The organism is Lysinibacillus sp. FSL H8-0500, assembly GCF_038051955.1.
GTDB lineage: Bacteria > Bacillota > Bacilli > Bacillales_A > Planococcaceae > Lysinibacillus > Lysinibacillus macroides.
Genome location: NZ_CP150292.1, coordinates 1,605,106 through 1,631,106 on the forward strand (window position 1 = coordinate 1,605,106; position 26,001 = coordinate 1,631,106).

General features: G+C 35.5%; 26 protein-coding genes. 12 read left to right on the forward strand and 14 right to left on the reverse strand.

The window, feature by feature from the left end; all coding sequences use genetic code 11:
* Positions 1-66: 66 nt before the first annotated feature.
* Together MHB44_RS07535 and MHB44_RS07540 are read left to right on the forward strand one after the other, a co-directional pair.
* A complete protein-coding gene (locus MHB44_RS07535; protein ID WP_341302210.1) occupies positions 67-885 on the forward strand; it encodes a YitT family protein in 819 nt (272 codons plus the stop codon).
* Between the two features lie 345 nt (positions 886-1,230).
* Positions 1,231-1,587 carry an MmcQ/YjbR family DNA-binding protein gene (locus MHB44_RS07540; protein ID WP_341302211.1) on the forward strand — a complete coding sequence of 119 codons (357 nt, stop codon included), beginning with the start codon at positions 1,231-1,233 and terminating at the stop codon, positions 1,585-1,587.
* Positions 1,588-1,642: 55 nt separating this feature from the next.
* On the opposite strand, the gene MHB44_RS07545 is transcribed toward MHB44_RS07540, so the two are convergent.
* Both MHB44_RS07545 and MHB44_RS07550 read right to left on the reverse strand, forming a co-directional pair.
* Positions 1,643-1,984 (reverse strand): GIY-YIG nuclease family protein, encoded by a 342-nt coding sequence (locus tag MHB44_RS07545; RefSeq protein WP_341302212.1) that lies wholly within the window; start codon positions 1,982-1,984, stop codon positions 1,643-1,645.
* An 18-nt stretch (positions 1,985-2,002) separates the two neighbouring features.
* Complete coding sequence (locus MHB44_RS07550; RefSeq protein ID WP_053994241.1) at positions 2,003-2,758, reverse strand: DUF2087 domain-containing protein; 756 nt, start codon at positions 2,756-2,758, stop codon at positions 2,003-2,005.
* 462 nt (positions 2,759-3,220) lie between these two features.
* On the opposite strand from MHB44_RS07550, the gene MHB44_RS07555 reads away from it, so the two are divergent.
* The 10 genes from MHB44_RS07555 (at position 3,221) to MHB44_RS07600 (ending at position 13,012) form a co-directional block, all read left to right on the forward strand.
* Positions 3,221-3,799 (forward strand): serine hydrolase, encoded by a 579-nt coding sequence (locus MHB44_RS07555; protein WP_341302213.1) that lies wholly within the window; start codon positions 3,221-3,223, stop codon positions 3,797-3,799.
* A 48-nt stretch (positions 3,800-3,847) separates the two neighbouring features.
* Complete coding sequence (locus MHB44_RS07560) at positions 3,848-4,348, forward strand: hypothetical protein (protein ID WP_341302214.1); 501 nt, start codon at positions 3,848-3,850, stop codon at positions 4,346-4,348.
* Positions 4,349-4,802: 454 nt separating this feature from the next.
* Positions 4,803-5,921, forward strand: a complete 1,119-nt coding sequence (locus tag MHB44_RS07565; RefSeq protein ID WP_341302215.1) for a hypothetical protein — start codon at positions 4,803-4,805, stop codon at positions 5,919-5,921.
* 50 nt (positions 5,922-5,971) lie between these two features.
* On the forward strand, positions 5,972-7,165 hold the full coding sequence (locus MHB44_RS07570) for a multidrug effflux MFS transporter (protein ID WP_341302216.1): 1,194 nt from the start codon (positions 5,972-5,974) through the stop codon (positions 7,163-7,165).
* Positions 7,166-7,320: 155 nt separating this feature from the next.
* Positions 7,321-8,157, forward strand: a complete 837-nt coding sequence (locus MHB44_RS07575; RefSeq protein ID WP_341302217.1) for a CbrC family protein — start codon at positions 7,321-7,323, stop codon at positions 8,155-8,157.
* A gap of 42 nt (positions 8,158-8,199) precedes the next feature.
* On the forward strand, positions 8,200-9,243 hold the full coding sequence (locus MHB44_RS07580) for an AbrB family transcriptional regulator (RefSeq protein WP_341302218.1): 1,044 nt from the start codon (positions 8,200-8,202) through the stop codon (positions 9,241-9,243).
* Positions 9,244-9,294: 51 nt separating this feature from the next.
* Positions 9,295-9,435 (forward strand): RAxF-45 family protein, encoded by a 141-nt coding sequence (locus tag MHB44_RS07585; RefSeq protein ID WP_162838596.1) that lies wholly within the window; start codon positions 9,295-9,297, stop codon positions 9,433-9,435.
* A gap of 103 nt (positions 9,436-9,538) precedes the next feature.
* Positions 9,539-11,329, forward strand: a complete 1,791-nt coding sequence (gene abc-f / locus MHB44_RS07590; RefSeq protein ID WP_341302219.1) for an ABC-F type ribosomal protection protein — start codon at positions 9,539-9,541, stop codon at positions 11,327-11,329.
* On the forward strand, positions 11,322-12,110 hold the full coding sequence (locus MHB44_RS07595) for a GNAT family N-acetyltransferase (RefSeq protein WP_341302220.1): 789 nt from the start codon (positions 11,322-11,324) through the stop codon (positions 12,108-12,110). The genes abc-f and MHB44_RS07595 overlap by 8 nt, the downstream gene beginning before the upstream one ends.
* 167 nt (positions 12,111-12,277) lie before the next feature.
* Positions 12,278-13,012 (forward strand): hypothetical protein, encoded by a 735-nt coding sequence (locus tag MHB44_RS07600; RefSeq protein ID WP_053994249.1) that lies wholly within the window; start codon positions 12,278-12,280, stop codon positions 13,010-13,012.
* Between the two features lie 157 nt (positions 13,013-13,169).
* On the opposite strand, the gene MHB44_RS07605 is transcribed toward MHB44_RS07600, so the two are convergent.
* From MHB44_RS07605 to MHB44_RS07660, 12 genes are all read right to left on the reverse strand, one after another.
* Positions 13,170-13,541, reverse strand: coding sequence for a hypothetical protein (locus tag MHB44_RS07605; protein WP_341302221.1), 372 nt, complete (start codon positions 13,539-13,541; stop codon positions 13,170-13,172).
* Between the two features lie 87 nt (positions 13,542-13,628).
* Positions 13,629-14,300 (reverse strand): M23 family metallopeptidase, encoded by a 672-nt coding sequence (locus tag MHB44_RS07610; protein WP_341302222.1) that lies wholly within the window; start codon positions 14,298-14,300, stop codon positions 13,629-13,631.
* Between the two features lie 11 nt (positions 14,301-14,311).
* Entirely contained in the window at positions 14,312-14,581 is a 270-nt protein-coding gene (locus MHB44_RS07615; RefSeq protein ID WP_341302223.1) for a phage holin, read from the reverse strand.
* A gap of 17 nt (positions 14,582-14,598) precedes the next feature.
* Positions 14,599-15,012, reverse strand: coding sequence for a hypothetical protein (locus MHB44_RS07620; RefSeq protein WP_341302224.1), 414 nt, complete (start codon positions 15,010-15,012; stop codon positions 14,599-14,601).
* Between the two features lie 69 nt (positions 15,013-15,081).
* Entirely contained in the window at positions 15,082-15,546 is a 465-nt protein-coding gene (locus MHB44_RS07625) for a hypothetical protein (RefSeq protein ID WP_341302225.1), read from the reverse strand.
* Between the two features lie 20 nt (positions 15,547-15,566).
* Entirely contained in the window at positions 15,567-17,591 is a 2,025-nt protein-coding gene (locus tag MHB44_RS07630; RefSeq protein ID WP_341302226.1) for a DNRLRE domain-containing protein, read from the reverse strand.
* A gap of 31 nt (positions 17,592-17,622) precedes the next feature.
* On the reverse strand, positions 17,623-19,920 hold the full coding sequence (locus MHB44_RS07635; RefSeq protein WP_341302227.1) for a LamG domain-containing protein: 2,298 nt from the start codon (positions 19,918-19,920) through the stop codon (positions 17,623-17,625).
* Between the two features lie 44 nt (positions 19,921-19,964).
* Positions 19,965-21,329, reverse strand: coding sequence for a LamG-like jellyroll fold domain-containing protein (locus tag MHB44_RS07640; RefSeq protein WP_341302228.1), 1,365 nt, complete (start codon positions 21,327-21,329; stop codon positions 19,965-19,967).
* A complete protein-coding gene (locus MHB44_RS07645; protein WP_341302229.1) occupies positions 21,330-22,166 on the reverse strand; it encodes an SPRY domain-containing protein in 837 nt (278 codons plus the stop codon).
* 50 nt (positions 22,167-22,216) lie between these two features.
* Positions 22,217-23,449, reverse strand: a complete 1,233-nt coding sequence (locus tag MHB44_RS07650; protein WP_341302230.1) for an SPRY domain-containing protein — start codon at positions 23,447-23,449, stop codon at positions 22,217-22,219.
* 13 nt (positions 23,450-23,462) lie between these two features.
* On the reverse strand, positions 23,463-24,926 hold the full coding sequence (locus MHB44_RS07655; protein ID WP_341302231.1) for a discoidin domain-containing protein: 1,464 nt from the start codon (positions 24,924-24,926) through the stop codon (positions 23,463-23,465).
* Entirely contained in the window at positions 24,923-25,993 is a 1,071-nt protein-coding gene (locus tag MHB44_RS07660; RefSeq protein WP_341302232.1) for a hypothetical protein, read from the reverse strand. The genes MHB44_RS07655 and MHB44_RS07660 overlap by 4 nt, the downstream gene beginning before the upstream one ends.
* Positions 25,994-26,001 lie beyond the last annotated feature (8 nt).

The window sequence follows — 26,001 nt, forward strand, 5'->3', positions numbered from 1 at the left end:
GGTTTCTAGTAGAGCTAAATTGGATAATCTATAAGTAAGAGTCGTTGCTAGATAGGGGATACTAGGATGCTTAATATAATAATCATTACACTTTCTTCCATACTTGTAGCCTTTGCCTATAATTTTTTATTAATTCCTCATGAAATCTTAAGTGGGGGATTAAGCGGCATTGCCATTATGCTTGGAATTATTACCCCTTTCAATACGGGCGTGTTAAATTTGCTGCTTAACCTGCCCCTGTTGATTTTAGGTGTGATGAAGCTTGGCAAGCGATTTATCAGCTATACCATTCTTTCTGTGGCTGTGTTGTCAGTGAGTTTATATATTATTCCAATATACAAAGCGACACAGGAGCCAATCCTTGCGTCCTTATTTGGCGGTGTTATTGTGGGCTTCGCGATGGGCATGATTTTCCGTGCAGCAGGCTCCTCTGGGGGCTTTGATATTATTGCTATGCTTCTTAGTCGTAAACGTGATTTCCCTCTTGGTACGTTAATTGCTGCTATGAATGGCGTGGTAGTAGCAGCTTCTGGCTTTGTCTTTAGCTGGGATGCTGCGTTACTAACGCTTGTTTCCATTTATGCAACAGGAAAAGTAGTCGATACCATTCATACCAGTCATATTAAATTAACGCTGATGATTATTACAAGTAAGGGTGAGGAAGTAAAACAGCAGCTCTTAGAAAAGCTTCATCGTGGGGTCACAATTATCGATGCAAAGGGAGCTTATTCTGGTGAAGGTCGTCAAGTTTTAATCACCGTTATTACACGCTACCAGCTTGCTGACGTCAAAAGTACCATTAAAGAAACTGACCCTCAATCGTTTGTAAATATATTACAAACAACGGAAGTTATCGGGATGTTTGATCGTAGCACAAGTAAATAATGCTTTTCTCAACGCACGTTTTGGATTATACTACATATAATCGAACGTGTGTTTTTATCTTGGTTTAACAGGTGACGGGACGCCTACTGAATAGAAAGGAACTCCGTCTAAGAACGCCACATCCTTTGGCAACGATAGAGTGACTAACATCATGTTAGCCTAAAGCCCCGGCGGATGTCACAGAGTTTGGAGAGGATTTTTTCGAGTAAGCTCGAAAAAATCTGGACACATTGTTTATATGCGCGAGGGTGAAGCGTCAGCAGCAGATATTTTATGTACCAAAAGCATTAGCGACAGGTACAATTATGCCAAGGCGTAATTGATTTGAGAGGGGAATGATAAAAGATGGAAAAGGAAATGATTCATACGTATTGTCTACAACTTCGTGGCACGACTTATGATTATCAAGAGGAATGGCAGGCAGATCGCTATCATATTGGTGGGAAAATGTATGCCGTGATTGGAGGCAATGCAATGGGTAGGCCTGTGCTTACATTAAAATGTGAGCCAGCGCGAGCAGCGGATTTACGTGAATCATATGACAGCATTATACCAGGTTATTATATGAATAAAACCCATTGGAACTCCATTTATATGGATGCTGAGGATGTCTCAATGGAAATGATCGAAAACCTGATCAAACATTCCTATGAGCTTGTTGTCAGTAAATTAACGAAAAAAGCTCAGCAGGCGATTCAATAACAAAATAAATCGCGCATTTACCAGTCATATTGCTAGTAAATGCGCAAAGGTAGCATTAATTATAACCACGTTCACCATACGGCTGTAATGCGTCGAGCCATTTTTGCTCCAGCTTTTCGAGCTCTCTTTTAGCATCAAAATAGCCTTCTTCTTTTTTCTTTAAATATTCCACAATTTTTACCTCAAAGGCATCTTGACCAAAGGCATTGTAATCAGTTTGAAGCTCCTTATTTGTATGTGTATTAGTTTTTAACATAAATTGAAAGCCGTTTAAGCGTTTTAAGTTATTAAAGCTCCCAACAAATACTTTTCCTGTTTGCGTATTGGTCATTGTAAAAACGCCTGCTTCAATTTTCATATCTTTATACATTTCTTTTAATTCTTTTTTATGATCCATGTGAAAAAACCTGCTTTCTTATTTTTTTACCCAGTAGGCACTACCATCTGCTGTTCGATCCATAAAGCCGTATTCAATTAAGTAGCGACGGATATGGACATAGTCCTCATAGATGGGCTCAATTACCGCATTCAATTCCTTTTCTGTATAGTGTTTCCCCTCCTCGAAAAGCTTGGTAATCGCACGTAGCACAACGATTTTTTGCTTTTCACGTTTAGGGAAGCGCACTAGCTCTTTATCAAGACCATCTGGAAAGAATTTTTCTAATAATTGCTGTTCTTCCTCAATGGTAATATTATAGCGATCGTCAACCATTGTAGCTGTTTTATGGATAGGCACAAAATGATCCTCCTTTTGATTTTGTTCCTTTAGTAGCTCCATCATGACTAACAATGTTTTCGCTTGACGTTCCTTTTCTTTTAAAGCAAACCGATGATGACGAATGGTTGCAGCACTCCCAATTGCTAGCTCTGCTTGTATTTCCTGATCTGATTTTCCCTCATAAAATAAGCGTAAAATATGACTTTGATGCTCTGTTAAGCCTGTTATTTTTTTATTCAGCCCGTTTAAATAATGAAAAACAGATTGATGTGCAGCCGTAATATGCAGCTGCATCATTTTTTCGGCTTCATATAATAAGCCCTCATATGGATAAATAATGCCTTTTTCTATCTTTTCCCCACATAGTAAACAGGTAAAATGCGTATGTTCATCCATATAGCCCTTTTTAATGTCCTCACTCGAGGCTTGCCAAAATTGTTCATTTACATCCAATTGGAAACCCCCTTTAAAACAAACATATTCTAATTTGTTTATAAATTTATATTTAAAATATCAAATTGTTTAGTATAAAGCAATAAAAAACACATCGTTTAGAAAACGATGTGTCAAAATATTAGCTAAGATCTATTTAGAATAGGGTGCCACTGAACGTACATAATTATAAATTTATATCTTTTTTTAAGAGGAGTCAGTTTTTGGAAGTGTCAGGGTTGGGAGCTGTACTATAAATGTGATTTATCAGAGGAAGAGAAGTCCACCTGAATGATTGTTGGTTCAGCTTTGTCGTAGATTTTCACCATATATGAAAATCTCCAATATATTCCTTTTTTGTAAAGTTAAGATTTCTCAAAAATCTGAGCTTCTGTGTTATTCAGAGGGAGTTATCTATCAAATAGCATCTTTTTGAAACTTTTCCATAGATCCATCGTAAAGAAAGTAATTGGGAATAGGAGGGTGTTTTACCTGAAGATAGTATTGTGGGTGAGTGTAGGCATAGTAGCAGCTCTTATTTTAATAATAGGGGTTGTGGCTTATAGATTTTACAGAGAATTAAAAACACCAAATCCTGATTATATTATTAATTTTATAAAAGAACATGCAGCTAAAGGGAATGTCGCATTATCTATTCATTATAATTCACAAAATTTGGTGAGTATCAATGAAAGCGTACCACTGCCTTTAGCAAGTACGGTTAAAATTATTATAGCCATTGAATATGCACAGCAAGCTGCAGAAGGGAAAATTGATCCGAATCAAATGGTCAGTTTAAAGGAATTAGATAAGTTTTATATTCCAAGGACTGATGGTGGTGGACATCAAGCGTGGTTAGCACAATTGCAAAAGGAACAGGAAATAGACAGTGTGCCATTGTATAAGGTGGCAAAAGCTATGATTGCTTATAGCTCCAATGCGAACACGGATTATTTAATCAATATACTAGGTTTAGAAAATATAAATGATACGTTAAAGCAATTAGAGCTATTGCATCATAATGAGATTTATCCATTGACAAATATATTATACATACCATAGCAATTAATGAATGAGAAAAATGTATCAAGCAAGGAAGTACTAAAAGCTATGCAAGAAATGGAGATGGATGACTATCGGCAACGAGCGATAGCAATTCATAAAAGCTGGTTAACAGAACCATTATCTGTGCAAGAGAAAAAGCACTTATTGAAACATTTAAGTAAAAGCTCGCAAAAGCATCTGTCAGATTATTTCCCTCGCTCCACAGCAAAGGATTATGTGGCGATAATGGAGAAGCTAAATAATAAAGCTTATTTTAGTGACAAGGTTTATCAATATCTGGATCCTGTTATGGAGCAATTAATGGAACGACCAAAAAATCGCGAATTGTTTACTCAAATAGGACAAAAGGGTGGCTCAACACTATTTGTTGTCACGATTGCTATGTATGCAATAGATAGAGAACAAAATAAGACAGAGCTAGCATTTTTCGCAAATGGCTTATCTGACTTAGAGCAAGTAGAGCTTTCTCGAAATATGAATAGCTTTCAATTGAAGCTTTTAACAGATAAGGCGTTTCGTGAAAGAGTGAACACTGAATTAAACTGAGGGCTCTTTGCTATTTTGAAGAAAACCAATAAGTATCTTCTTTCCATTGAACTCCTGCGAACACCAGACCAACGTCTAGTTATAGGAGCAGGCTGCCCTACGGTGAAAAACTTGCAATAATTGTACGTTGGACTCCGCTGTCTAGCGTACTGCTTGGTTTTCGCTTTTCGGCTAGACAGAGCAATAGAACGTTGAAGATTTTATATAACAGACGAACTTTCCTGTTACAACCTCCGATCTTCAATTTTCAAAGAGCAAACTGTACAGGTTCATTAGAGCACATACATTCTAATTGTGCGACAATTTAGACGAACGCCTATCAACATTCATCTCCCACTTATTCACAGGACTATCCCCTTCGCGTTCCTTAAAATGGGCGTCTTCTGTCGAAAAATGATAAATTCTATGATACAAGTAGTATAGGTTTTTACTGAATAACTATGGGGGAGATTGTATGAACGGTAAGATTCGAAGTGATATGATAAAATTGGGGATAGTCTCTTTATTGGGTTATATAATAGGCTTCATTATATTTATCGTACTGGGTGTTAGAGAAAATATATTTACTACTGGTATAGATAAACTAAAGAAGTGGGATCTACCTGCTATGGGGAATTTAATGGATGAACATAACATATATTTAATTTGGCCGCTGATAATATGTATATTCGTTTTTGCCATTACCATGATTTTTTTCAAAAATAATAAACTAGTATCTTTACTCATTGTTATGATCATAACAATTTTTGTTGGGTTTTATTTCATTCCCTTTATTATTTTGATAATAGTTTTTATATTAAGCCTCATCTATTTCATTTGGGAGTTAGCACAATTTATTAATGTATTTTTATTTCATTATATCGCTTTCCTTTTTTTCATCTTCATTGAATTCATACTAAATAATATATTCTCATTAGAGGTCAGCTTTATTAATTTTAATCATGAAAGTAAGCATATGTTTTTTCAAACCATCATTTTCTTTTCGCTATTACCATATCTGTTTCGAGTGATTGTTGCTGGTTGTGAGGAGGTGCTAAACAAAACTAGCGGCCCAATAGGAGTCCTTCTTGTGAAGCCTCTTAGACTCCTCAGTATAAGTTTCTTTAGATATACGACATATACTTTTGCGTTTTTTACTTATCTAATGAGTTTTTTGTGGGTAGTACCAAAAAATATGAATGCTATGAAGGAAGGGCTACTTGCCTTTATAATCATTGATGTTGTTCTTTTTGGATTATACAGCTATATTGCTAAGAAAAGGAAAAAAACAATGCTTGTGAAAAGTATAGTGTTATCCAGGAATTTAGAGTTAATAAAAAATGAGATAATTAGGTATAATTTATTATCAAACAAAAATTGTAAGATTAAAATTAAGCGTAGCCCACAAATAAAAGATTTTTATGAAAAAGCAAAAAAATGTAAAGATAAAAGGTTAATAATGATCTCTCAAAAAATAAGAGCAATTACTTATGAAAGTACGGATGATAAAATATGTAATAGACTTTCATTTCAGGATATATACATGGAGATAGAAAAAATTCAGAAATTAATAGATGAGTATATTGTTGAGTGAAATGAGATACTTATCTTGAAGCGATAGACGTAAGGAAAGGATTGACATTATTGAAGATAGCTTCACAAAAAGTACATAATAAAAAATTATGGTTTGTACTTATTTTAGGATCACTGACGGCATTCGGGCCATTGTCGATGGATATGTACTTACCAGCATTACCACTTGTTGCAGAAGATTTAGCAACGACAGCGTCTTTTGTACAAATGAGTATTACCTCCTGTTTATTAGGACTAGCTTTTGGTCAATTGTTATTTGGTCCCTTAAGCGATATTCATGGTCGACGTCGTCCGCTCCTTTTTACATTGCTTATATATGCAGTAGCCTCCTTATTATGTGCATTTAGTACATCGATTTGGGCATTTATTGGTTTGCGCTTTGTCCAAGGCTTTGCAGGGGCAGCGGGCATTGTCATTGCAAGGGCATCCGCCAAAGATATGTATTCAGGGAAAGAGCTAACGAAATTTGTGGCGCTGCTTTCCTTAGTCAATGGAGCAGCACCAATATTAGCGCCTATTTTTGGCGGTGCTGTCCTGCGCTTTGTACCATGGCCAGCAGTGTTTATTATTTTAAGCTTAATCGGCGTTGCCATGTTTTTAGCTGTTGCCTTTACACTTACAGAGACGCTACCTGAGGATAAACGAGCAGAAGGTGGGGTGCTTGCAACAGTGAAAACATTCCATCTCCTAATAAAAGACCGTGTTTTCATGGGCATTGCACTCTCACAGGCATTTGTTTCGATGGGGATGTTCGCCTATATCGCAGGCTCTCCATTTGTACTCCAAAATATTTATGGGGCAACACCACAGCAATTTTCCTTTATTTTTGCTGCAAATGGTGTTGGCATTATTATTGCTGCACAAGTCACAGGGAAGCTTGCTAGCCAGATGGCGGAGAAAAAATTATTGTTTTACGGTGTTCTACTGTCATTTAGCGGTGCATTACTACTGCTACTAGCTATCACATTGCAGGGGCCACTTTGGATCGTGCTGATCGCTTTATTTTTCGTTGTATCAAGTGTTGGTATTGTTGGGACAACGGCCTTTTCACTGGGGATGGAAAGGCAAGGAAAAGCAGCAGGCAGTGCCTCTGCCTTTTTAGGAATTTTACCATTTGGTGGTGGCGCACTTGTGTCCCCATTAGTTGGTATTGGTGGAGAGCATACAGCTATTCCAATGAGCATCACGATTTTTGCCTGTAGCGCAGCGGCATGTCTGCTCTATCTTACATTAACAAGAGATTAGAAAATGATTGAACACTTACAAAGCGACTAGGTAGCCTCTAGTCGCTTTTTGTTTACCTTATTCACAACTATAGTAAAAATATTTCGATATACGATATACTTTACTATGGTAAAATATATAGTTATACATAGAAAGGAATGGAGGCATGATCTGCAATGACAACGAATCTGATAGAGCAGTGGCATCAGCAAAGAAAGACATTCAATAGTGCCGATGCCAAAAGTATTCATACGATGCATAAGCTAAAGGAGCAAGTGAAACAAGCAGAGCCAACAGAGGCAAACTTGCGTATATTAGTTGATATTTATTGTATGCTACGTATGTATAATGAAGCTTACAAGGTTTTTACAGCAGTTATGGACTTAACGAATAAAAAAGATCAGAAAAAATATGGCTCCATTAAATATTGGGTGGATAATCCGCAACATGTAAGCCCCTTATTGCCACGAGACATTCAGGAAACAAATGAGCTAACAACGCCATTACCAACCTTTAAATATATGCCAAATCCACTACAAACTGGTGTTTTTGAAATAGGAGAAATTGTTGTTTGTGATTGCTGTGAGCAGGAAGTAGATATTTATTGTACAAAGGGTATTTATGCAATTGAAGAGGTGGAGTATCTTTGTCCAAGCTGTATTCATAGTGGGCGGGCAGCGCAAAAATTTGACGGTGAATTTCAGCAGGATTTATTAAATCCAGAGCTTGTCAGCAATGAAGACTATACAAAGGAAGTTCTCTATCGAACACCTGACTATATCAGCTGGCAGGGTAATAATTGGCTAGCGCATTGCACGGATTATTGTGCCTTTCTTGGTTATGTTGGCTGGCAGGAGCTAATGGATATGGGCATTACGAAGGTGCTTGAACATTTTAATGGCTATACACATGAAGAGCTAGCCGCTACTTTGCGTAATAATGGCTCACATCAAGGCTATTTATTTCAATGCTTGGAATGTCAGCAATATATTGTATACTCCGATTGGGATTAAGACGAGCGAGCGTAGACAACAATGTTTTAAGGGGTTGTTAGAATGTTTATTTTTGATAGGCATATGTTTATAACATTATGCATTGGTTTAGTAGGTGCTATTATTTTTCAATTTTTACATATACCGATGCCATGGCTGCTTGGTGCTATTACAGCGGTACTGGTTGTGCAATTGTCAACAAACGTCCAATTGAAATGGCATCGTTTTTTCCGTAATTTTGGCTTAGCGGTAGCAGGCTATTCGATTGGCTTTGCTTTTACACCAGAGGCTGTGCGGGATATTAAGCTATTTTTAGGAAGCATGATTATTTTAAATGTGTTATTTATTCTCCTGTTTTTTTGTATAAGCTATATTGTAGCGAAACGTGCTCAGTTGGATTTTGCTACAGCATTGACGTGCTGTGTACCCGGTGGCATGTCACAGATTGTTACCTTTGCTGAGGAGCAGGGGGATATGGATATAGCGGTCATTACCTTCTTTCAAATTCTGCGTGTTCTATTAATTGTAAGCTTTGTTCCTTTACTAGTGGCAGGGGCTGGTGGACAGGACACGACAGTTGGTGGTAGCTATACATGGGGCTTAGCTGGGATGCTTGTGCTGTGTGGTGTAGCAGGCTGGCTGGCACAAAAGATCAAAATTCCGACAAGCTATTTGCTAGGGCCTGTTTTGTTATTAATGGGTATGAATATGGTAGGGGTGAATGTACCGCAATCACCCGTATCTCTGCTTCATATTGCACAGCTAATGATCGGGATTTATATTGGCTTATTATTAAAAAAGGAAGATTTACATTTATCGAAAAAACATTTGTTTTATGCATTTGTATCAGCAGGGATCTTTATTGGGGCTGCGTACGGTTTAACATTTGGTATGACAAGTCTATATCGTCTTGATTTTGGCACAGGTTTTTTAAGCATTGTGCCTGGGGGGCTGGACCAAATGGGCATTATCGCCGCTTCCGTACACGCAAATGTGACCATTGTTACGGCTTTTCAGCTCTTTCGTGTACTCGTCGTGTCGATTTTCCTTGTACCGTTTGTAAAGCTGTTTGTGAAAAAAGCGAAAACATCCCCCCTTTCCAAATAATTTAAATAATGTTATGATAGAAATAATTATTGTGAACGGAGGTGAAAAGGAATGAAAAATAACGCTACGAAAACATGTGTAAAAGTGGATACTGCGATGTATTTTGCACGTGTGATTACTTTTGATTTTGCGAACAACGGGAGAGGTCTGTCCATTTTTAAGCAAAATCAAATAATAAACGTAGCGAATTAACCATTCTTTTTCACAAATGATATGAGAAGAAGACTGCTTGTTAATGAGCAGTCTTTTTTGTGTTCTAAAGATGTTTTCGCACGTTTCATTGGAGGAAAAAACGATGCAAATCAAAGCTGAACAACTACAAAAAATTATGGGTGGCAATAAATTATTCGAGAATTTACAGCTAGAGGTCAATAGTGGGGAGCATGTGGCGATTGTTGGCGTAAATGGCAGTGGGAAAACAACGCTATTACAATTGTTAGCAGGCATGGATACCCCTGATAAGGGACGCATTATTAAAAGTAAGGAAGCGACGATTGGCTATTTACATCAAATTCCGCATTATCTAGGACATTCTGTTAAGGAAGTGCTGGAGGAGGCATTCGCGGAGCTTTATACATTAAAGAAAAAAATGACACAGCTTGAGCAAGAGATGCAATCTACGGTAACGGATAAAATATTATTACGATACGGGCAAATACAGGAGCAATTTATGTTACAGGGGGGCTATGAGGTAGAGGCTCAGCTAGCAATGATTACCAATGGGCTGGGGCTAACAAAGATGCTTGAGCAGCCATTTAGTAGCTTAAGCGGTGGTGAAAAAACAAAGGTGATGCTTGGTCAAATTTTATTAAAAAAGCCATCTATTTTGCTGTTAGATGAACCGACGAATCACCTGGATATGCAGGCAATTGAATGGCTTGAACAATATGTCCGAAATTTTGAAGGCATTGTGATTGTTGTATCTCATGACCGCCATTTTATGAATCAGATGGCACATAAAATTATTGAAATTGAGGATGGCGAGGCTTTTACGTATAACGGTCATTATGATGCCTTTGTCGCACAAAAAGAGGCAAAAATTGAACAACAATTTGCGTGCTATGAAGAACAGCAAAAGAAAATTAAAAAAATGCAGGAAGCGATTAAGCGTTTAAGACAGTGGGCAAATGAAGCGGATAATGCAGCGATGCACCGACGCGCAAAAAACATGGAAAAAGCGTTGGCACGTCTTGAGCGCGTTAAGAAGCCCATTCCAAAAAAGAAAATGAATCTAGCTTTAACAATGGCAGAGCGCAGTGGCAAAGAGGTTGTACAGCTAGAAGGCATTTGTCATGAATTTGAACAGCCATTGTTCCAGGACAGTCATCTCGCTATTTATTTTGGAGAGCGTGTTGCAATCGTGGGTAGCAATGGTAGCGGAAAATCTACATTATTAAAAATAATACTAGGAGAGATTGCTCCTGATCGTGGTATTTGCAATGTTGGTAGCAATGTCAAATTTGGCTATTTATCACAGCAATTTGAACATAAAAATCCAGCGATCCGCTTAATCGATGCCTTTCGCGAAAATGTTGCTGTATCTGAGGCTGAGGCTCGTCATATACTGGCACAGTTTTTATTTTACGGCTATGATGTCTTTAAAAAGGTAAAGGATTTAAGTGGTGGGGAAAAAATGCGTTTACGCTTAGCGCAATTAATGCATGAGGATATAAATGTTCTAATCTTGGATGAACCGACCAATCATTTAGATATTGAAGCAAGAGAGGTATTAGAGGATACATTGGCATCCTTTGAAGGAACAATTATTGGCGTGTCCCATGACCGCTATTTTCTGCAAAAAATATTTACGAAAACAGCATGGATTGAAGAGCAAAGAATTACTGTGTTTGAGGGCGATTATGAATGGGCTAGACATAAGCGGCAGGAATTGCTGCAACAAGTGATTGAAAAAGAAACATCTAAGAAATTACAGCCCACTAAAAAGGAGCTACCAATCGACCAGCAAATTGAAAAGCTGGAGGCAAAGCTACAGGCATCATCACTCGGACAAGAGCAGCGTCAAAAGCTTCAGCAACAGTTAGAAAATTTATATGAAAGATGGGTAGGGGAGGAAGATCATGTATAACTTAGAGCAAATTATGCAGCTTGATATTGATTATATGAAAACTTTTAGTACAATAGAACTATGTAAGGAAGGCGCTTTTGCGTATAATCAAGCATTACCAAACTATTATGATGCAAATCATGCACATATTTGGCGTAGGATAGCTGATCCAGCAACATTTTTACAGAATATAAAAGATTTTTATCAGACAAAATCTCTTATTCCAAGGCTGTATTTATACAATCTCGAGGATAATCCGTCCTGCATAAAGGCATTAGAAAAATACGGCTTTCAATATGAATATTTTATAGATAATATCCAATGCTGGAATGGTGAGTATGCACCACTTACACCAAATAGTGCGATTCAGATTGAACGTGTAACAGATGCTAATATGGAGGAGGCATTAGCAGTCGAAATGAGTATTACGACATTTGGAGAGCCTTCACTTATTCAACAAGCTTTTACCCAAACATACCGCTCTCCGCATTTTACGTATTACGTATTAAGACTAGAGGGGAAAGCGTGCTGCTCGGCAAATATTTTTGTATCAGGAAATCAAGGAAGGGTGGAAAGTGTAGCAACTATTGAAGGCTATAGAGGGCGAGGGCTGATTGGCTATATGTTACGGCATATTCAGCAGCAGTCCGTAGAATGGGGACTAAAGCATTTATGGATTTTACCGATCAATGAGCAAGTAGCAAAGGTTTATCATCGAGCAAATTTTAAATCTGTCGGAAAAATCGCCTCTATTCATGCGTTTACAGAGGGGAAAAGTCTCCAAGAGATACGACAAATATAAGATGTTGCGAGATAAAATTTCCCATAAACCTTCACTGTTTTGTTATACTAACTAGTACCAGCCATTTAAGATTTTAAATGATTGCTAACAGTTTTTACTTGAAAAAATGCTGTATTCGATTTATTGTCTTTAAAAGATACTTGTTTAATGGACTTGGAGGATAGGAAATGCACGGAATTTATATACGCTACAATGTCTCAGAAGAAACCCAAGCAGCTCAATGGCCTAAACAAATAAATGCATTTGCGTATGTTCAACGCGACAAACCACAACAAGATAATGCTAACTTGCTGTCGACGGAAGAGCTAAAAAGCCATGCTATTCGCTATATTAAAAGCTTAAAAGACAATGCAAGTGTCCATTTAGTAGAGCAACGCAATGGCGAAATTGAACATTTTAATCGACGTTATATGGAATCATTAAAAGTAAAAGAAAATATTGATTCACAGCTTATTAATTTAGAGGAAATTCGTCTGCTATTGCAATTAATGAATGTACTTAATTTATCACATGGTTTTGGAGAAAATGCTGGAAAACTCTTACGCCAAATTACGCCATATGCTAAAGAGGTTGAGCATCCGACCTTTCAAACAACCCGCGTTGAGCGACATTTCTACACAGAATTAATCGAACAAATTGAAGCGGTCTATGCGCGAATTATGCGCCAGCACAACCCCTCTACAACGGAAATGCAGCATTCAGAAAAGCTCTGGACAACTGTGTGCGAGCAAGCCATTGAAAAGGTAGAGGCGCGAATTGAACGCTTATCGTCTATTAAATTAAAGCATGAGAAAAATTTACTCGAGTTTAGTCAATTAAAAAAGCAAAATATCGAGGCAAAGGAACGTCTTGATCACGCTGTGAACGAGCTTGATGCTATTTTAAATGTTTTAGAATCCTAAAAAAGTATGTCTGCCGATTGATCTGTCAATCGGTGACATGCTTTTTTGGATGGCTAATGGCTAGCGCGATGAAAGTAGTGGATAGCATCGAAAAAGCAGCGGTTAGGGTGCTAAAAGTGACGGATAGTACGTCAAAAATAGTGGAAAGCGTGTGCTTTTATTTGCCCTCCACTTGCTCGCGCTTAGCTTGTCTGGAAATACGTAGTAAATCAAGCCCAAGTAATATCACAATAAGATAAAATAGCGGGCTTGTGAACGATAGCCCAATTTGTGACTTGCCACCAAGTAATGTTAAGACAATCCATAGCCCAACTGTATAGAATGTTAAACCAACATAGGCTTTTTTAGACAGCTTTTTATAGTGTCCGTTATCGGTAGCGATTCGAACAATCACTAAAACAATTAGTATGATAAGAATTAGCTTTTTTGTTAATATCGCAGCAAATGCTGTGTGAGGAAAGAAATCATTGACGAATAGGGCTGTGAAAAATAAAAGAATACAAATATTTAAAATTGTTGAAAGCTTCATGTCAATCTCCTTCGTTGCCAAAATACCTTCCTATTGTAACATGATTGGCTGCGATAAAAATAATTTTATGTATAGCGTAAAAGTAGCTTATTTTTTCGTGGATGCATCCTGGTATCTTTTAAGCATTGTGGCAAATTGCTCACGTGTTAAAAAGTTTTGGGGGCTTGAACCATCTGTAATACCTTGATTTTTTAACCATTCCCATGCAGCGTTATGGGTTTTAGAGGCCTGTTGAGAAGAAATAATGGGCTGCTTTGTTTTTAATGCCTCTTCAAGCTGTTTAATTTTATTTAGTAATTCAGTATATTGTGACATTGTTAGCTCTCCTTTACTAGCTGTTTGATTTGTTAATGAGATATAATTCATGGGGTCAATTGCATTTGGCTGCCCAGTAGCCCATAAGCCTTGGTGAATTTCGAAATGCAGATGGATGCCAAACGCTCGCCCCGTATTGCCCATCACACCAATTTGCTGGCCTTGCTGCACCCTTTGTCCCACACGCACACAAGAGGAATCTAAATGGGCATAATTGGTTTCATAGGTTTTACCATTAATCGTATGCCTAATCATGACAACATTCCCATAGCTGCTCAAAGCTTGCGCTCGGCTAATGACACCTGCCGCACTAGCATAAATCGGAACCTTCCCAGTGGCTGCCAGATCAATACCTTGATGCCACTCCTTACCAAACCCCAGATTCCTCCAGCCAAATGGACTTGTTAATCTTGCATTTTTTACTGGACAGATAAAGTTTGTCATTAATGATTCCCTCATTTCGGTTTTTTATAGGTTAATGCTTGGGATGAATCCCCCAAGTGAGCTGTTGTAGGATCTAAAACGGCATTGTATATACTGACAGCAATTAACACTAATACATATGGGTTAGAGGCTGCATTGAGTAGTAAGCTCTTGACACTTCCCCAAGTAGTTAAATCTGCTCCCGTAATCCCGTAATAGGCAAATAGTGGGGTAATAATAGATAAACCTACCGTAATCCAAAATTGAGGATTACGAAGACGAACGTTCCAATTGATTTTCATGGCGATCAATTCCTTTCCTATAGCCCTAATGATTTTAAAAGAAGGGCACCAATAATAACTGTAGGGAGCAGTATCCACCAGTGAAGATATTGTTTTATCATGTCACTAATTGACAGGCTACCCTTTGTTGTTTCCTGCTCTAAATCCTCTTCAATACCATCCACACGCTTACCAATCTCTTTGACATCCTCCTGTAATTCCACCTGTGACATATTTAACTTTGTTAGATTGATATTGATATTATTAAACGTTTTATCCAAACTATTTAATTGGATTTGTTGATGCTTATTCATTTCCTGCTGCTGCTCAGATACAACGGTTAAACGATGGAGCAATTCATTATTACCCTCTAATTTAGAAATTCGGCTTTTTTGATTCTTGATTTCAACTTCTACACTAGCCAATCGCTCACCAAATTTTTCATTTTGCATGTAATCACCGACTTTTATCAATTATTAAAGGATAGGAAGGAGATAATTCCCACCTATCCTTGTAAGAAATTACTGAGCAACTTCTGCATCTTGGAGCAACTGAATATCTTCAAAAATTTCACAAAATCTATCATAGAGAACAGCTTTTTGACCTGTAAATTCTAAATCGCAATTTAAGACAATATGTTGAACAGTTTTAAGCATGTCAATTTTATCTGCGGTTTCTTCAATAATAAAATCTTCATTCATTAAAATTAAAATTTGAGTTTGAGCATGTTTTTCTGCTTCTTCAGAAGGGAAGACAACAATTTCCTCTTCTTTATTATTAAATGCTCTAGTTTCTGTTACAATATTGCCATCATTGTCCTTAGAGGCATAGTCATTAATTAATTGTTGTCTCTCTCTTTGTATTACATCTAATTGATTTGATAAGAGATTAATAAAACGTGTTCTCATTCTGGACTCTTTATTCTTTAAAATTAAATTAAAAAGGAAAGATTGTAATTCTCCAATTTCATAGTTTTTTATTATCATAATTTTATGCTCCATTCTTTTTACATAATAAATGCGTAGCCAGATACCTTACCATTTACAACAATAATTGTGGCTATATTATGAACCATGAGAATACGTGGTTCAATCGTTGTTGGAATATCTAGGTTGACCCAAGTAGGAATAACAATCTCTGTCCATACATTCGGTTTTGTAGCAGTAATTTCAACATTTATCTTATTAACGGAGATAATATCAATAATCGTATCAACATTATTCGTTATATGTGCTGTTATTTCTGTTTCTAATAGATTTTCAAAAGGGATAAAGATTTCAGTATCTACATTGTTTTCTTCCATAACCCTAGAAGTAATTTCTAACCAAATTTTTGGTGTAGAAGCTGTGATTTCAGTTTTAATATCACTTTTAATGATCGGTTCGATTTCCACTAATACTTGACTTGCATATCTGTTGAAAATCTCAGTATAAACACTATCTCTAGTTGTTGAAATTTCAGTATATAAACTAATTTGGTTCTCAACTCGTGGGGAAATTTCGATGAGAACTTCTTCACGAGAGACAGAAATCTCAGCAAACGTTAGATGCTGTTTCTTTTCATTTATTACCTCTAATTCAACAGCTGTGTCATTGTATGCTTCTACGGAAACGCTGATTTCAATAGGTATTTGTTTTCTTGTAGTCGCTATCTCAGTTGCGATGTCATTAAGGCCAGATAATCTAGGCAATATTTCTGCTGCTACACTAGGTCGTGACACTGTCATCACAGTTGAGATTTCACTATCGTCTACAGTTCTAGCAACAATTTCTGTAGGCAAGTTAATAATATAGCTTGAAAAAATCTCAGTTGGTACAATAGGTCTTGAAATACTTAGCTCGACATTAATCTCTTTATATTCCGGTATTCTCACGTTAATGCCAGTAAAAATATCGTCATCAACAGGAATTGCCACTACAATTTCTGAATGGATTTTAGGAAGTGTAACAGTAATTTCAACTGTAATATCTTCATCTAAAGGAACTTCTTTTCTATGAGCGTAAATATACGTATCTATTGCATTAAAACGAAATACTGAATCTACTTCAATCTCTGTAAGAGTGTCTGAAACCCCTTTTTTCATGGTGTTAATTTCAGTTACCACCTGTGAGCGACCAAAGCTAAAAATTCTTGAGTCGTAGTAGTTAACAATTAACTCAGGTGGGTTCAGAGACTCACGCGTTCTAAAAGTAGCAAGGCCATTGAATGACTCATTGGCTACACGCAGTATAAAACCATTATTGACTTGCTTTTGCTGAATCCAATTTTCTACGATTTTAAGCGTATTGAACTCTACATATTTCTTTTTCATGTTTACAGTAAAATCATTAGCAATTAGCTCGATAGGGGTAGGTCTATTTAAGTGAGTAATACCATATTCTGACCATGCACTATTAGCATTAAATAACTCAAGCTTCAGGCTTTGTGGGACTGAGCCTGTGTAATATAAGCGAAGTTTTGCGTCTGTTAATCTATAGGAAGGATTGAACCATGATAAATCAAATTGCACAAAAGAACGCCAAATATCATCAGCACTTCTTCCCACAACCATAGATAAATTGGAGCCATAGTTAATGGATTGGTAAGCAAGATTCTCTCTAGTAAAAGCATCTTGGAAAGGATTAAAAATCTCTGTAACAATAGGTGGTTGTTGTACTTCATAGGTAGCCCACATTCTATTATGTGGTGGTACTTCAATGTCAATTTCTAGGTTATTATAGCCTATGGGTTGAATTTCAATAAGTACATCAGTTATACCTCTATACATAATATTAATATCTGTGTTTTTATGATCATGAGCAATAGCACGAGCCGTAATCTCCACAAAAGTTATAGCATTATTTTTTACTCTTGAGGTTAATTCACTAGATGTATCAGATTGACCAACAGCAATTAATTTATATTTTGCTTGAAATAAATTGTTAGGCCTTACTTCATATTCAACACAAATAAAAGATGAATCAACAATAGAAGCTATTACGATTTCATCTTCACTAGTTTGAGAGGAAAAATTAAAATTTGTATCCTCCATAAAATCACTTCCTTATCACATTGTATTGTGATTAGGCTTTGTCTGCTCTCACGATAATGTCAAATGAGCCATTTGCGTCAGGCGTTGCACCTAATTCAGTTTTTAGTCGAATGAAAAATGACATTTCTTCATTATTTTTCAATGTTTTATTTAATCTTAATTCAGGTTGAGGTGTGAAAGAAGATAGGCTTGTACTAAATTCACATTTCATTCCTGTAGGGAAGTTTGTGGTATTAGCATATAAATGAATATCTTTAACATCATAGCCATATTGATTTTTTAAAATAACTTCATGCTCAATTGTAGTTTGACCTGCAATAATCACACCAAAATCAAGATAATTTAACAGTTCACCGATTTCACTGGAGTAATACTGACCATAGACATCTTTAAATATAAGACCTGAATAAGCCCCCATAAATCGATTTTGCCAGTAATCAATCGTGCCGTAGAAATCCCTAAACTCTACTTTCACTGTGTTCCAATCATCAATCCTAATATCAGAGCTTGCAAAAGATAAAGCAATAATTTGAGGGGAGCTTCCTAAAGTTGTCCAACTACCATCATGCGGATAGTAGTTTTGACCATTTAGGGATACACGATATTGCACACGCGTTAAATCATCATCACTTAAGACACCTGTCAATAGATTTCCATTTAACTGTAAATCAATTTTTGCTGTTGTATTTAAGATATATAAGCTTGTATCTGAAACAGTTGTCGTATTACGTGGAAGATAGTCTTTATATGAAACATTTTCAACAACAGAAACAATTGTGTCACGAGGATTGTCTTTTAAGAACACACCAATATTAAGGTATTTTTTATGCCAAGTGCGCCATTGCTTATCTGTAATCGCATTCAGTTCATCATGCTTCATACCATTTGCTGAGATTGCCTGTTCTGTAGAAGCATCTTTCTCAACAAAAGTCTCACTCTCTTTATCCCAAACATACCATCTGCTTGTATCAGCATCCGTCACAAAGTAACGAGCCTCATCACGATAGGATTGAGAAATATCAGTTGCCACCACATCATCTAAATAACCATATAGACGCTTAGGATTGACTAATTTAATGAATTGAGGCTTAGGTACTGCCTTCATTTCAAGCACTCGTTGAGCAGTATCAGGCGCTTCATCCGTCCATGTCACAACCTCAAAATCCCCCTCTAATTCATCAACAGGTGACCAATTTGCCTCAAGGATTAAATCTGCTTCATTGACAGTTTCACCACCTATATGACAAAGAACCTCAACTTCATCACCAAATTCCTCATAAAGGTCAAATGGTTCAGTAGTTGTTGAAACGATAATATCATCTGCTGATTCTGTGTAGGCTACTACAGTAGGTAATTCACCAATGTAATCATAAACACTATATGGGTCAACGCCTGTCTCTACAACGATTTGTGAGTTATCTGAATCTGTGTAGTAAATGACTTGTGGGTTATCGCCTAGTAATTCTTTTGCTGTAAAGTCTTCTTTATTTAGCACAACAGAAGCATATTGCTTATCCTCAAAATCAGACCACATAACGATTGATTTATCTCCTGATAGCTCTTGCCATTGGACTTCTGTAATATGATTTAGGTTGTTCATACCATATTGGATGAAGTTTTCTTCGGTTGCTGTAGTTGTTTTCCATGAAGTGCCGTTATGGTACTTATATTGTGCATTGTGCTGGACTAGGTATTTATCAGGGATAGGGGAGATAATTTGATGATAAACCTCTAACGAATCAATGGAGCATAAGAGATAATCAGTTCCACCACTTCTTCCAATAAACATATTCATATTATTAGTAATATTAACATCTTGAAGTGTCCTAGAAGCTCTATTAATTCTATCTATAAATATATTCAAATTATTATTCTCAATATCGAAAAATATCACTACATCATGCCATTGTCCATCACATATAGGTATAGAAGTAGTAACACCATTTATATTATTGACACCATTTTTTATATTGGCAAAACTTAATCTACCATTTGTACTAATCCCAATATGAGTACCATTTGCTGTGCCACTAAAGCTAGTTGTTGCTAAAATGTTGCCCCAAACAGTAGGAACAGTATCCTTTTTAAATTTAAAACGAATAGTGTATGACGAATTATTAGGTACAATACTATTGTTAAATTGTACATATTGATTAATTCCATTAAAACTCATAGCATAATCCTTACCATTCCAGCCTTGAACTCTCTGAGGATTATTATATAAAGTACCTGTATAACCACCAATACTATCCATAGCATTGCCACTTATTTCATCAAAGCCAATAAAAGCTTTACCATACTTACTTAAATTATCTTTACTATTAGCCATTGTATTGACCTCCAATATTTTTCCATAATAAAAGGACAACCATTTTAATAGTTGTCCTCAATGAATGCTGTTTTAAAATTATTATCAATAGGGATAGTAAATATCTTCCCATTGTTTAAAGGCGATTTATTATTAGTCACAATCTCATATTCAGTCGAAGTTCTTGTTAAGTCAATTGGTGGTCTATCAATTGCTGAATCAATTTCACGAATTACACCACCTTGAGCTAATAATGTATTTTCTTCTGTGTTAGGAATTTCTTTTACACGAGTTGAAGTAGGGGAGAGAACAAGATTCTTATTGGATTCAGATTTGATTGCTAAACGCTTTTGAGTGAAATCAGAAGGGATTAGGGCTTTATTATAGATTTGTAAATCGTCCAATTCTCCTTGGAAATATTCATTAACATTGTTGTAAAATGCATCTGTGCCAATAAATAGATTGTTAGTACCTTGTTTTTCTACTGTTCCAATTAAAGATTTAAAGACTAATCCCTCATTGATATAAAAACTTATGCTATCTGTTTCTGTACTACCGCTAAAAGTAATCATAATATCTTGAAATGCATTAGTTTCTATTTTCATTGGTGTCTCAATTGATTTAGCATTAGCTCCACGAATAACACATAGTATTTTTCCATCCACAATTTGAATTGATAACCCAACCCCTGTTATAGCAGTGGCATTGGAAAGTAATCTGGCGGTAGTTTTATAACTAGGAATTTTGACCTTAAATCTAATAGTCTTTTCTCCAACAGGTATAATTGGGTTATTCATCGTGATAATTTGACTACTACCATTAAATGCAATAGCATACCCTTCACCATTCCAACCATCTACTCTTGTAGCACCTGACACTGTACCTACATAATTATTGCCTAATTTATCATAAACACTTCCACTTAATTCATCGAAATCGAACCATGCGACACCATATTTTCGCATTGGTTCTGGATAATTCAATTCAAAATAATCATACCGTACCAAGTCTCCATCAATGTCAATATCAATTGCGTCAAGCCAAATATAATTATTTTCATTATTTATTAATTCAATACGATGAATTTTATCTTCTAAATCTACTTTTTCATATATAATAATTTGATAAAGAACAGTTGGATTATAAAATGACACTACTTCTTCGATGCCATCTATTTTAACAGTAACATTCGAACTTCCTATAGATGGAGAAATACCATTTTTTGCTCCAATGATTCTCACTTTTGTTCCTTTGAATGAAAAAGTAGCGTTTCCCCCAATGTTCTTATTGTGAGTGACCGTATTTTTATAAAAGTTTGGACTATTGACACTAGTCCAATCCCCACTATATTTTATAAAAGAATGAGTATCGTCATACCTTTGCCAACCACTCTCAGGTTGCAATAATTGTTGACCTATTGTTGCCATCATCTATTTCACCTCTCTTATATTTAAGTTATTAATTCTACCAAAATCTTGTGTAAACACCTTACCACTCGAAATAGTAGTAGGTGACTCACACACATAGTTATGCTTTGTAAAAGGTACATCTAATTGAATCTCTTTCCCTTGTTCAATTCCATGTAAAATCATATTTTTAGGGGAGTTGTTTGGTAGGTGGATTAGGGTGTTATTCGATAAAGAATAATATTTATTAACGGTGTTTAATGCTATAAAGCTTTTAATTAATTTTTGATTATATGCTCTTGCTTCTCTAGGAAGATTATCAGGAATATACTTGAATGGATTATCGCCGAAATTTATAGTAGCTGTAACACTATTTCCAACAGTACTTGTTCCGCTACCAATTCCTGCATAAATTTTATCTCCATCTAATGTATTAATATCTGAAAAAGCAACACCTTGATATACGCCATTTTTATAAAAGGCTATTGAGTTTTTTCGGATATTAACATATACGCCTATATAGTCTCCTGTAGTAAATATAGAACCATAAGTACTACCACCAAATGATGCACCTTTCCCATCATATTTAAATCCAGTAAGACCAGCATATAATCTTGATTTGCTTATTATATTTAAACCCGCAATACTATCTGTCACTAAATTCGCACTTCCTGACACCACCCCTATAAGAAGTGAATTTGTACCAACAAAAGAATCATATTTTACTTCAAAATAAGTATGGTCTGATACTATAGGAGTGCTTGCTCTTGCAAATTGAGATTGTGTAGCTGTAGCTGTTAAATTGTTATTATTAAATGTAATTGAATTTCCTTTATTTGTTATATCAAAAGTTATAGTCATTTAACCATCCTTTCTTATTTATATTTTAAGAATCAAATAAAAACTCAGCATTAATTAAAACAAATGCTGAGTGGTTTTCTATCTAATTGAGTTGTCCAAAGACCTTGTTCATTTTCTGAAGCTTCATCTTGTAAAATGTAGTTTTTATTAGTAATAATTTCTTGTAACTCATTAAGTGCAGTGGAGCCATATTTTATATAATTATTTTTACTTTGTTTCGGTAGTTCATATATATAGTTTTTAAAGTTCCCAAAAGTAATATAGTCTATGGTTACATAAGACGCACTAGATGAAAAACTTTCTCTAAAATTAAATTTTATATATCTAAATTTATAATTTTTTTTAAAATTTATTTTTTTAACTTCCGATGCATATGAAAATCCTATATTAGTAGTATCAAATATGGTTGCAAAATTAATCCCATCAGTAGATATACTAATATAAAACGATTTTGTCCATTCATCTTTTTGCGCTACAGTTGTTCTCATTGTTATATATGAGTATTCTTGAATTGAACCTAAATCTAATTGTAACCAACCATTTTTATATCCTGCCCACCTATTCCCACTGCTAGTTGAAAGAGCAGGATTAAAAGCAAGATAAGGAAGCATATTTGCGTTGTATGACCAATTTGAACTAGCAACTAATGGAGAAGGAGCAGTATTGGAAGTCATATTAGTTTCATGTTTAGTTTCTTTTGGTAATAGTGAGTAAGTTTTACTATTTGATAAAAGTAAGATTTTACTCAAACTCCCATATTGACTTCCATCATACGAGTGATATTCGAAAGGTATAGAATATCTAAAGGTGGATGCACCAAAGTTAGCAGTTAATTGTGCGTTACTAGAACTCGATGCGAACATAAGAAATGGAAAGACTTCTCCCATGCTTTTGATGTTTGTATGTGAAATCCCTTGAGAAGCACCATTCTTATAAAATTCAAAAGTTCCTATATCTAAATCTAATGCAACTCCAATTACATCACCTGTAATGTACGTGTTACCGTATAAAGTATTTTCTGGAAAAACGTTTCCATTAATTGCATAATAATATCTAGCGTTCGGAGACGAATATGCGGAAAATGAATTTGTGTTATGTATACCTATGCAAATTGCATTATTTCCAGATGTAATAACAGTAATCTCCCAATACCATTTACCACTAATTTTTCCAACATTAGCTCTAGTGTTTGAATTCAACCCAGACAAAGACACTGTTAAATTATTATTACTTAATACAACAGAACCAACGCTTTTAGAGCTATCTAAAAATACTGAACTCATAAAAATCTCCTTTCTATATATTCATTTTTACTTTCATAATTCTAATATCAAAATATTTCTTTAAATCAATAGTTTTACTAAACACTTTTCCAATCTCATTAGCACCTAAAATTTCATTTTTTTCTATCATTGGAATAGGCTCTAATGTTTCTACTCTACGGTCAAGTAGGGGAGATAAATCCATTCCTTGCTCTAAGAATTGATTTGGGGTAGGGAGAGAAGTTGACATAGTTTGCCATGAAGGATTTGTTTCTTTTGTTTCTAGGCTATATAACAAAAGTTCTCCTACCGCCATTGCAAGAGTTCCACCATTGTTCGAAGTGATATATAATCTATAATATAAATATTCTTTATCGGTGCTTACATCGAATACTCTTGTCTCATTAGCTTGCCAACTTACTTCATTAATAATTGTATGTAAATTATCAAAAGTAGTACCATTGTCAGAGCCTTGTAATATCCAATCTTTAGGAGATTGATTTATGTCTTCACTCGAACCAGAGTTCCTACTTGTTATGCTATAACTTCCTATTTTTAGAGGATAATCTAGTTTTATTTGCAACCATTGAGGTGAACTAATTCCACTTGATGCCCAACAATCTCCTGCTCCATTGGTCGTTCCATTAAATGCATACCATGCAGGATAGGATGCACTATAAATACTACTAGAACTAACTGCATAAGGAGCAGGAGTCGAATTAGAGGTCATAACTATATTTTTTTTCTCAGATGGAATATAGGGATTTCCTTTTACATAGTTTTTATACTCACCATCATGTAAAATAAGTGATTTATTAAAATGTGGGTCAATCACATCATTATATATTTCTACTTCATCGAGTTGCCCCTTAAATGGTCTAAAAGGGCTGTTTGTTGTTGAAGACCTCTTATCTCCCATTTGAATCGTTCCTGTGCTAAGAGTTGAGTTCGATTGTGCCACAAGAGCTGTTCCTGTGATATTTGGAATGTTTAAATCATCAATATAAAGCTTCGCACCATCAAGAGAAGTATCTCCTGTCCAAGTGAATAGGACATCATGCCATTCATCATCATTTACTGTAATTGTACTTTTTAAAGCAATATTGAAAATACTTGAAGTTCCTTTTGTAGAATAGGCTACTATTTTTCCTTCTTCTAAAACAATTAAAAAACCAAATTCACCTGTCCCTTGACATGTACACACTAAACTAGTTCCACCATTCAAAGTGAATTGAGTAGTTTTTATTTTTAATCTAATACTTATTTTTCCTAGTGGTACTTTCTGTGTAGTATAAATCCAATCATCTACCCCATCAAAACTCATGGCATTTCCTTCACCATTCCAACCTGTTACACGAAAGGGCGAACCATATAAAGCACCTACAGCCGAACCTTTAGAATCTGTTACATTGCCACTAGCTTCATCAAATTTAAACCAATGTAAACCACATCTGTTCATTTCACGAATAGCAACTGATTTATCATATAAAATTGTCATATCTTCACCACCTCTAATCTATCAATTTTCACCCATTCCTCACGAGTAATTTTCTTCCTGTGTAAACTTCCTTCATCTTCCCATATTGAATCAAGTGTCATATCATACGTATAATCCCGCTTTAGTTTGAATCCATAAGAATCAGGTTCAAAAAAATTCAATTCAGCAAACCTAGTGTATAAAGGGTGACCATTATTTTCAGTCCATCTTATTCTATAAGAATGAAATTCTTTTGGATTAATAATTTCGTATTCTCTTTCAACATTAATAGCCCAATTTTGATTATTTTGTGTGTCTATAATTTCCCATTCTCCATTATGACCATCTACTGTATTGTTACTACCTTCTAACACCCAATTTTTAGGCATAGCATGAACAACACTAGATGTTGCGGTACTTCTAATTTTATATTTACTAATTCTAATTTTTGATGCAAAACAAAAACCAATATACCCTAAGACAACTAAGTTTGCTGTTATAAAATCCGTTGAATTTGTAGCATCAAAAGCTTTCCAAGTATCGTATGTAGCATTGTATTGAGAAGAAGAAAATGCGAATCCTAAAGAAGATGATGTATTTGAAGTGAGCTTAGGGATAACATATGAGCCAATTTTTGTTTGAATTTTTTCTGTAAAACTATTATTTTCAAATTGTTCAAAGGGAATTAAAAACACATCTGTTACAAACCCTGCAAATAAATCAATTCTAACTTGAATGTATTGCTTTGTATCAGATTGAATTGTTCCATCGAGGGCAATAGGTGTCCAATCAGACCAATCCATATTGTTATCAGAAACCCTTGTTAAAATGGCAAATGAACTTGAACCGTTATTAGCACTATTACTAAATACTTTTTCAAAATCAGTAAATTTATCTCCAAGATTAATCACATCTGAAATCCAAGTACCTTCTTCTGCATAAACAAGGTTCCCTTGACCATCTGTATCAATTTGAGCTAATCTCAAATAGCCTGTTGCTGAATCAATTTCTGTATTATTGTGAATACCTGAGATACCAACAGGTAAGCCTATTTCTTTTTGTTCTAAGTTACCGCCTACAGTTGTCATAAGGCATC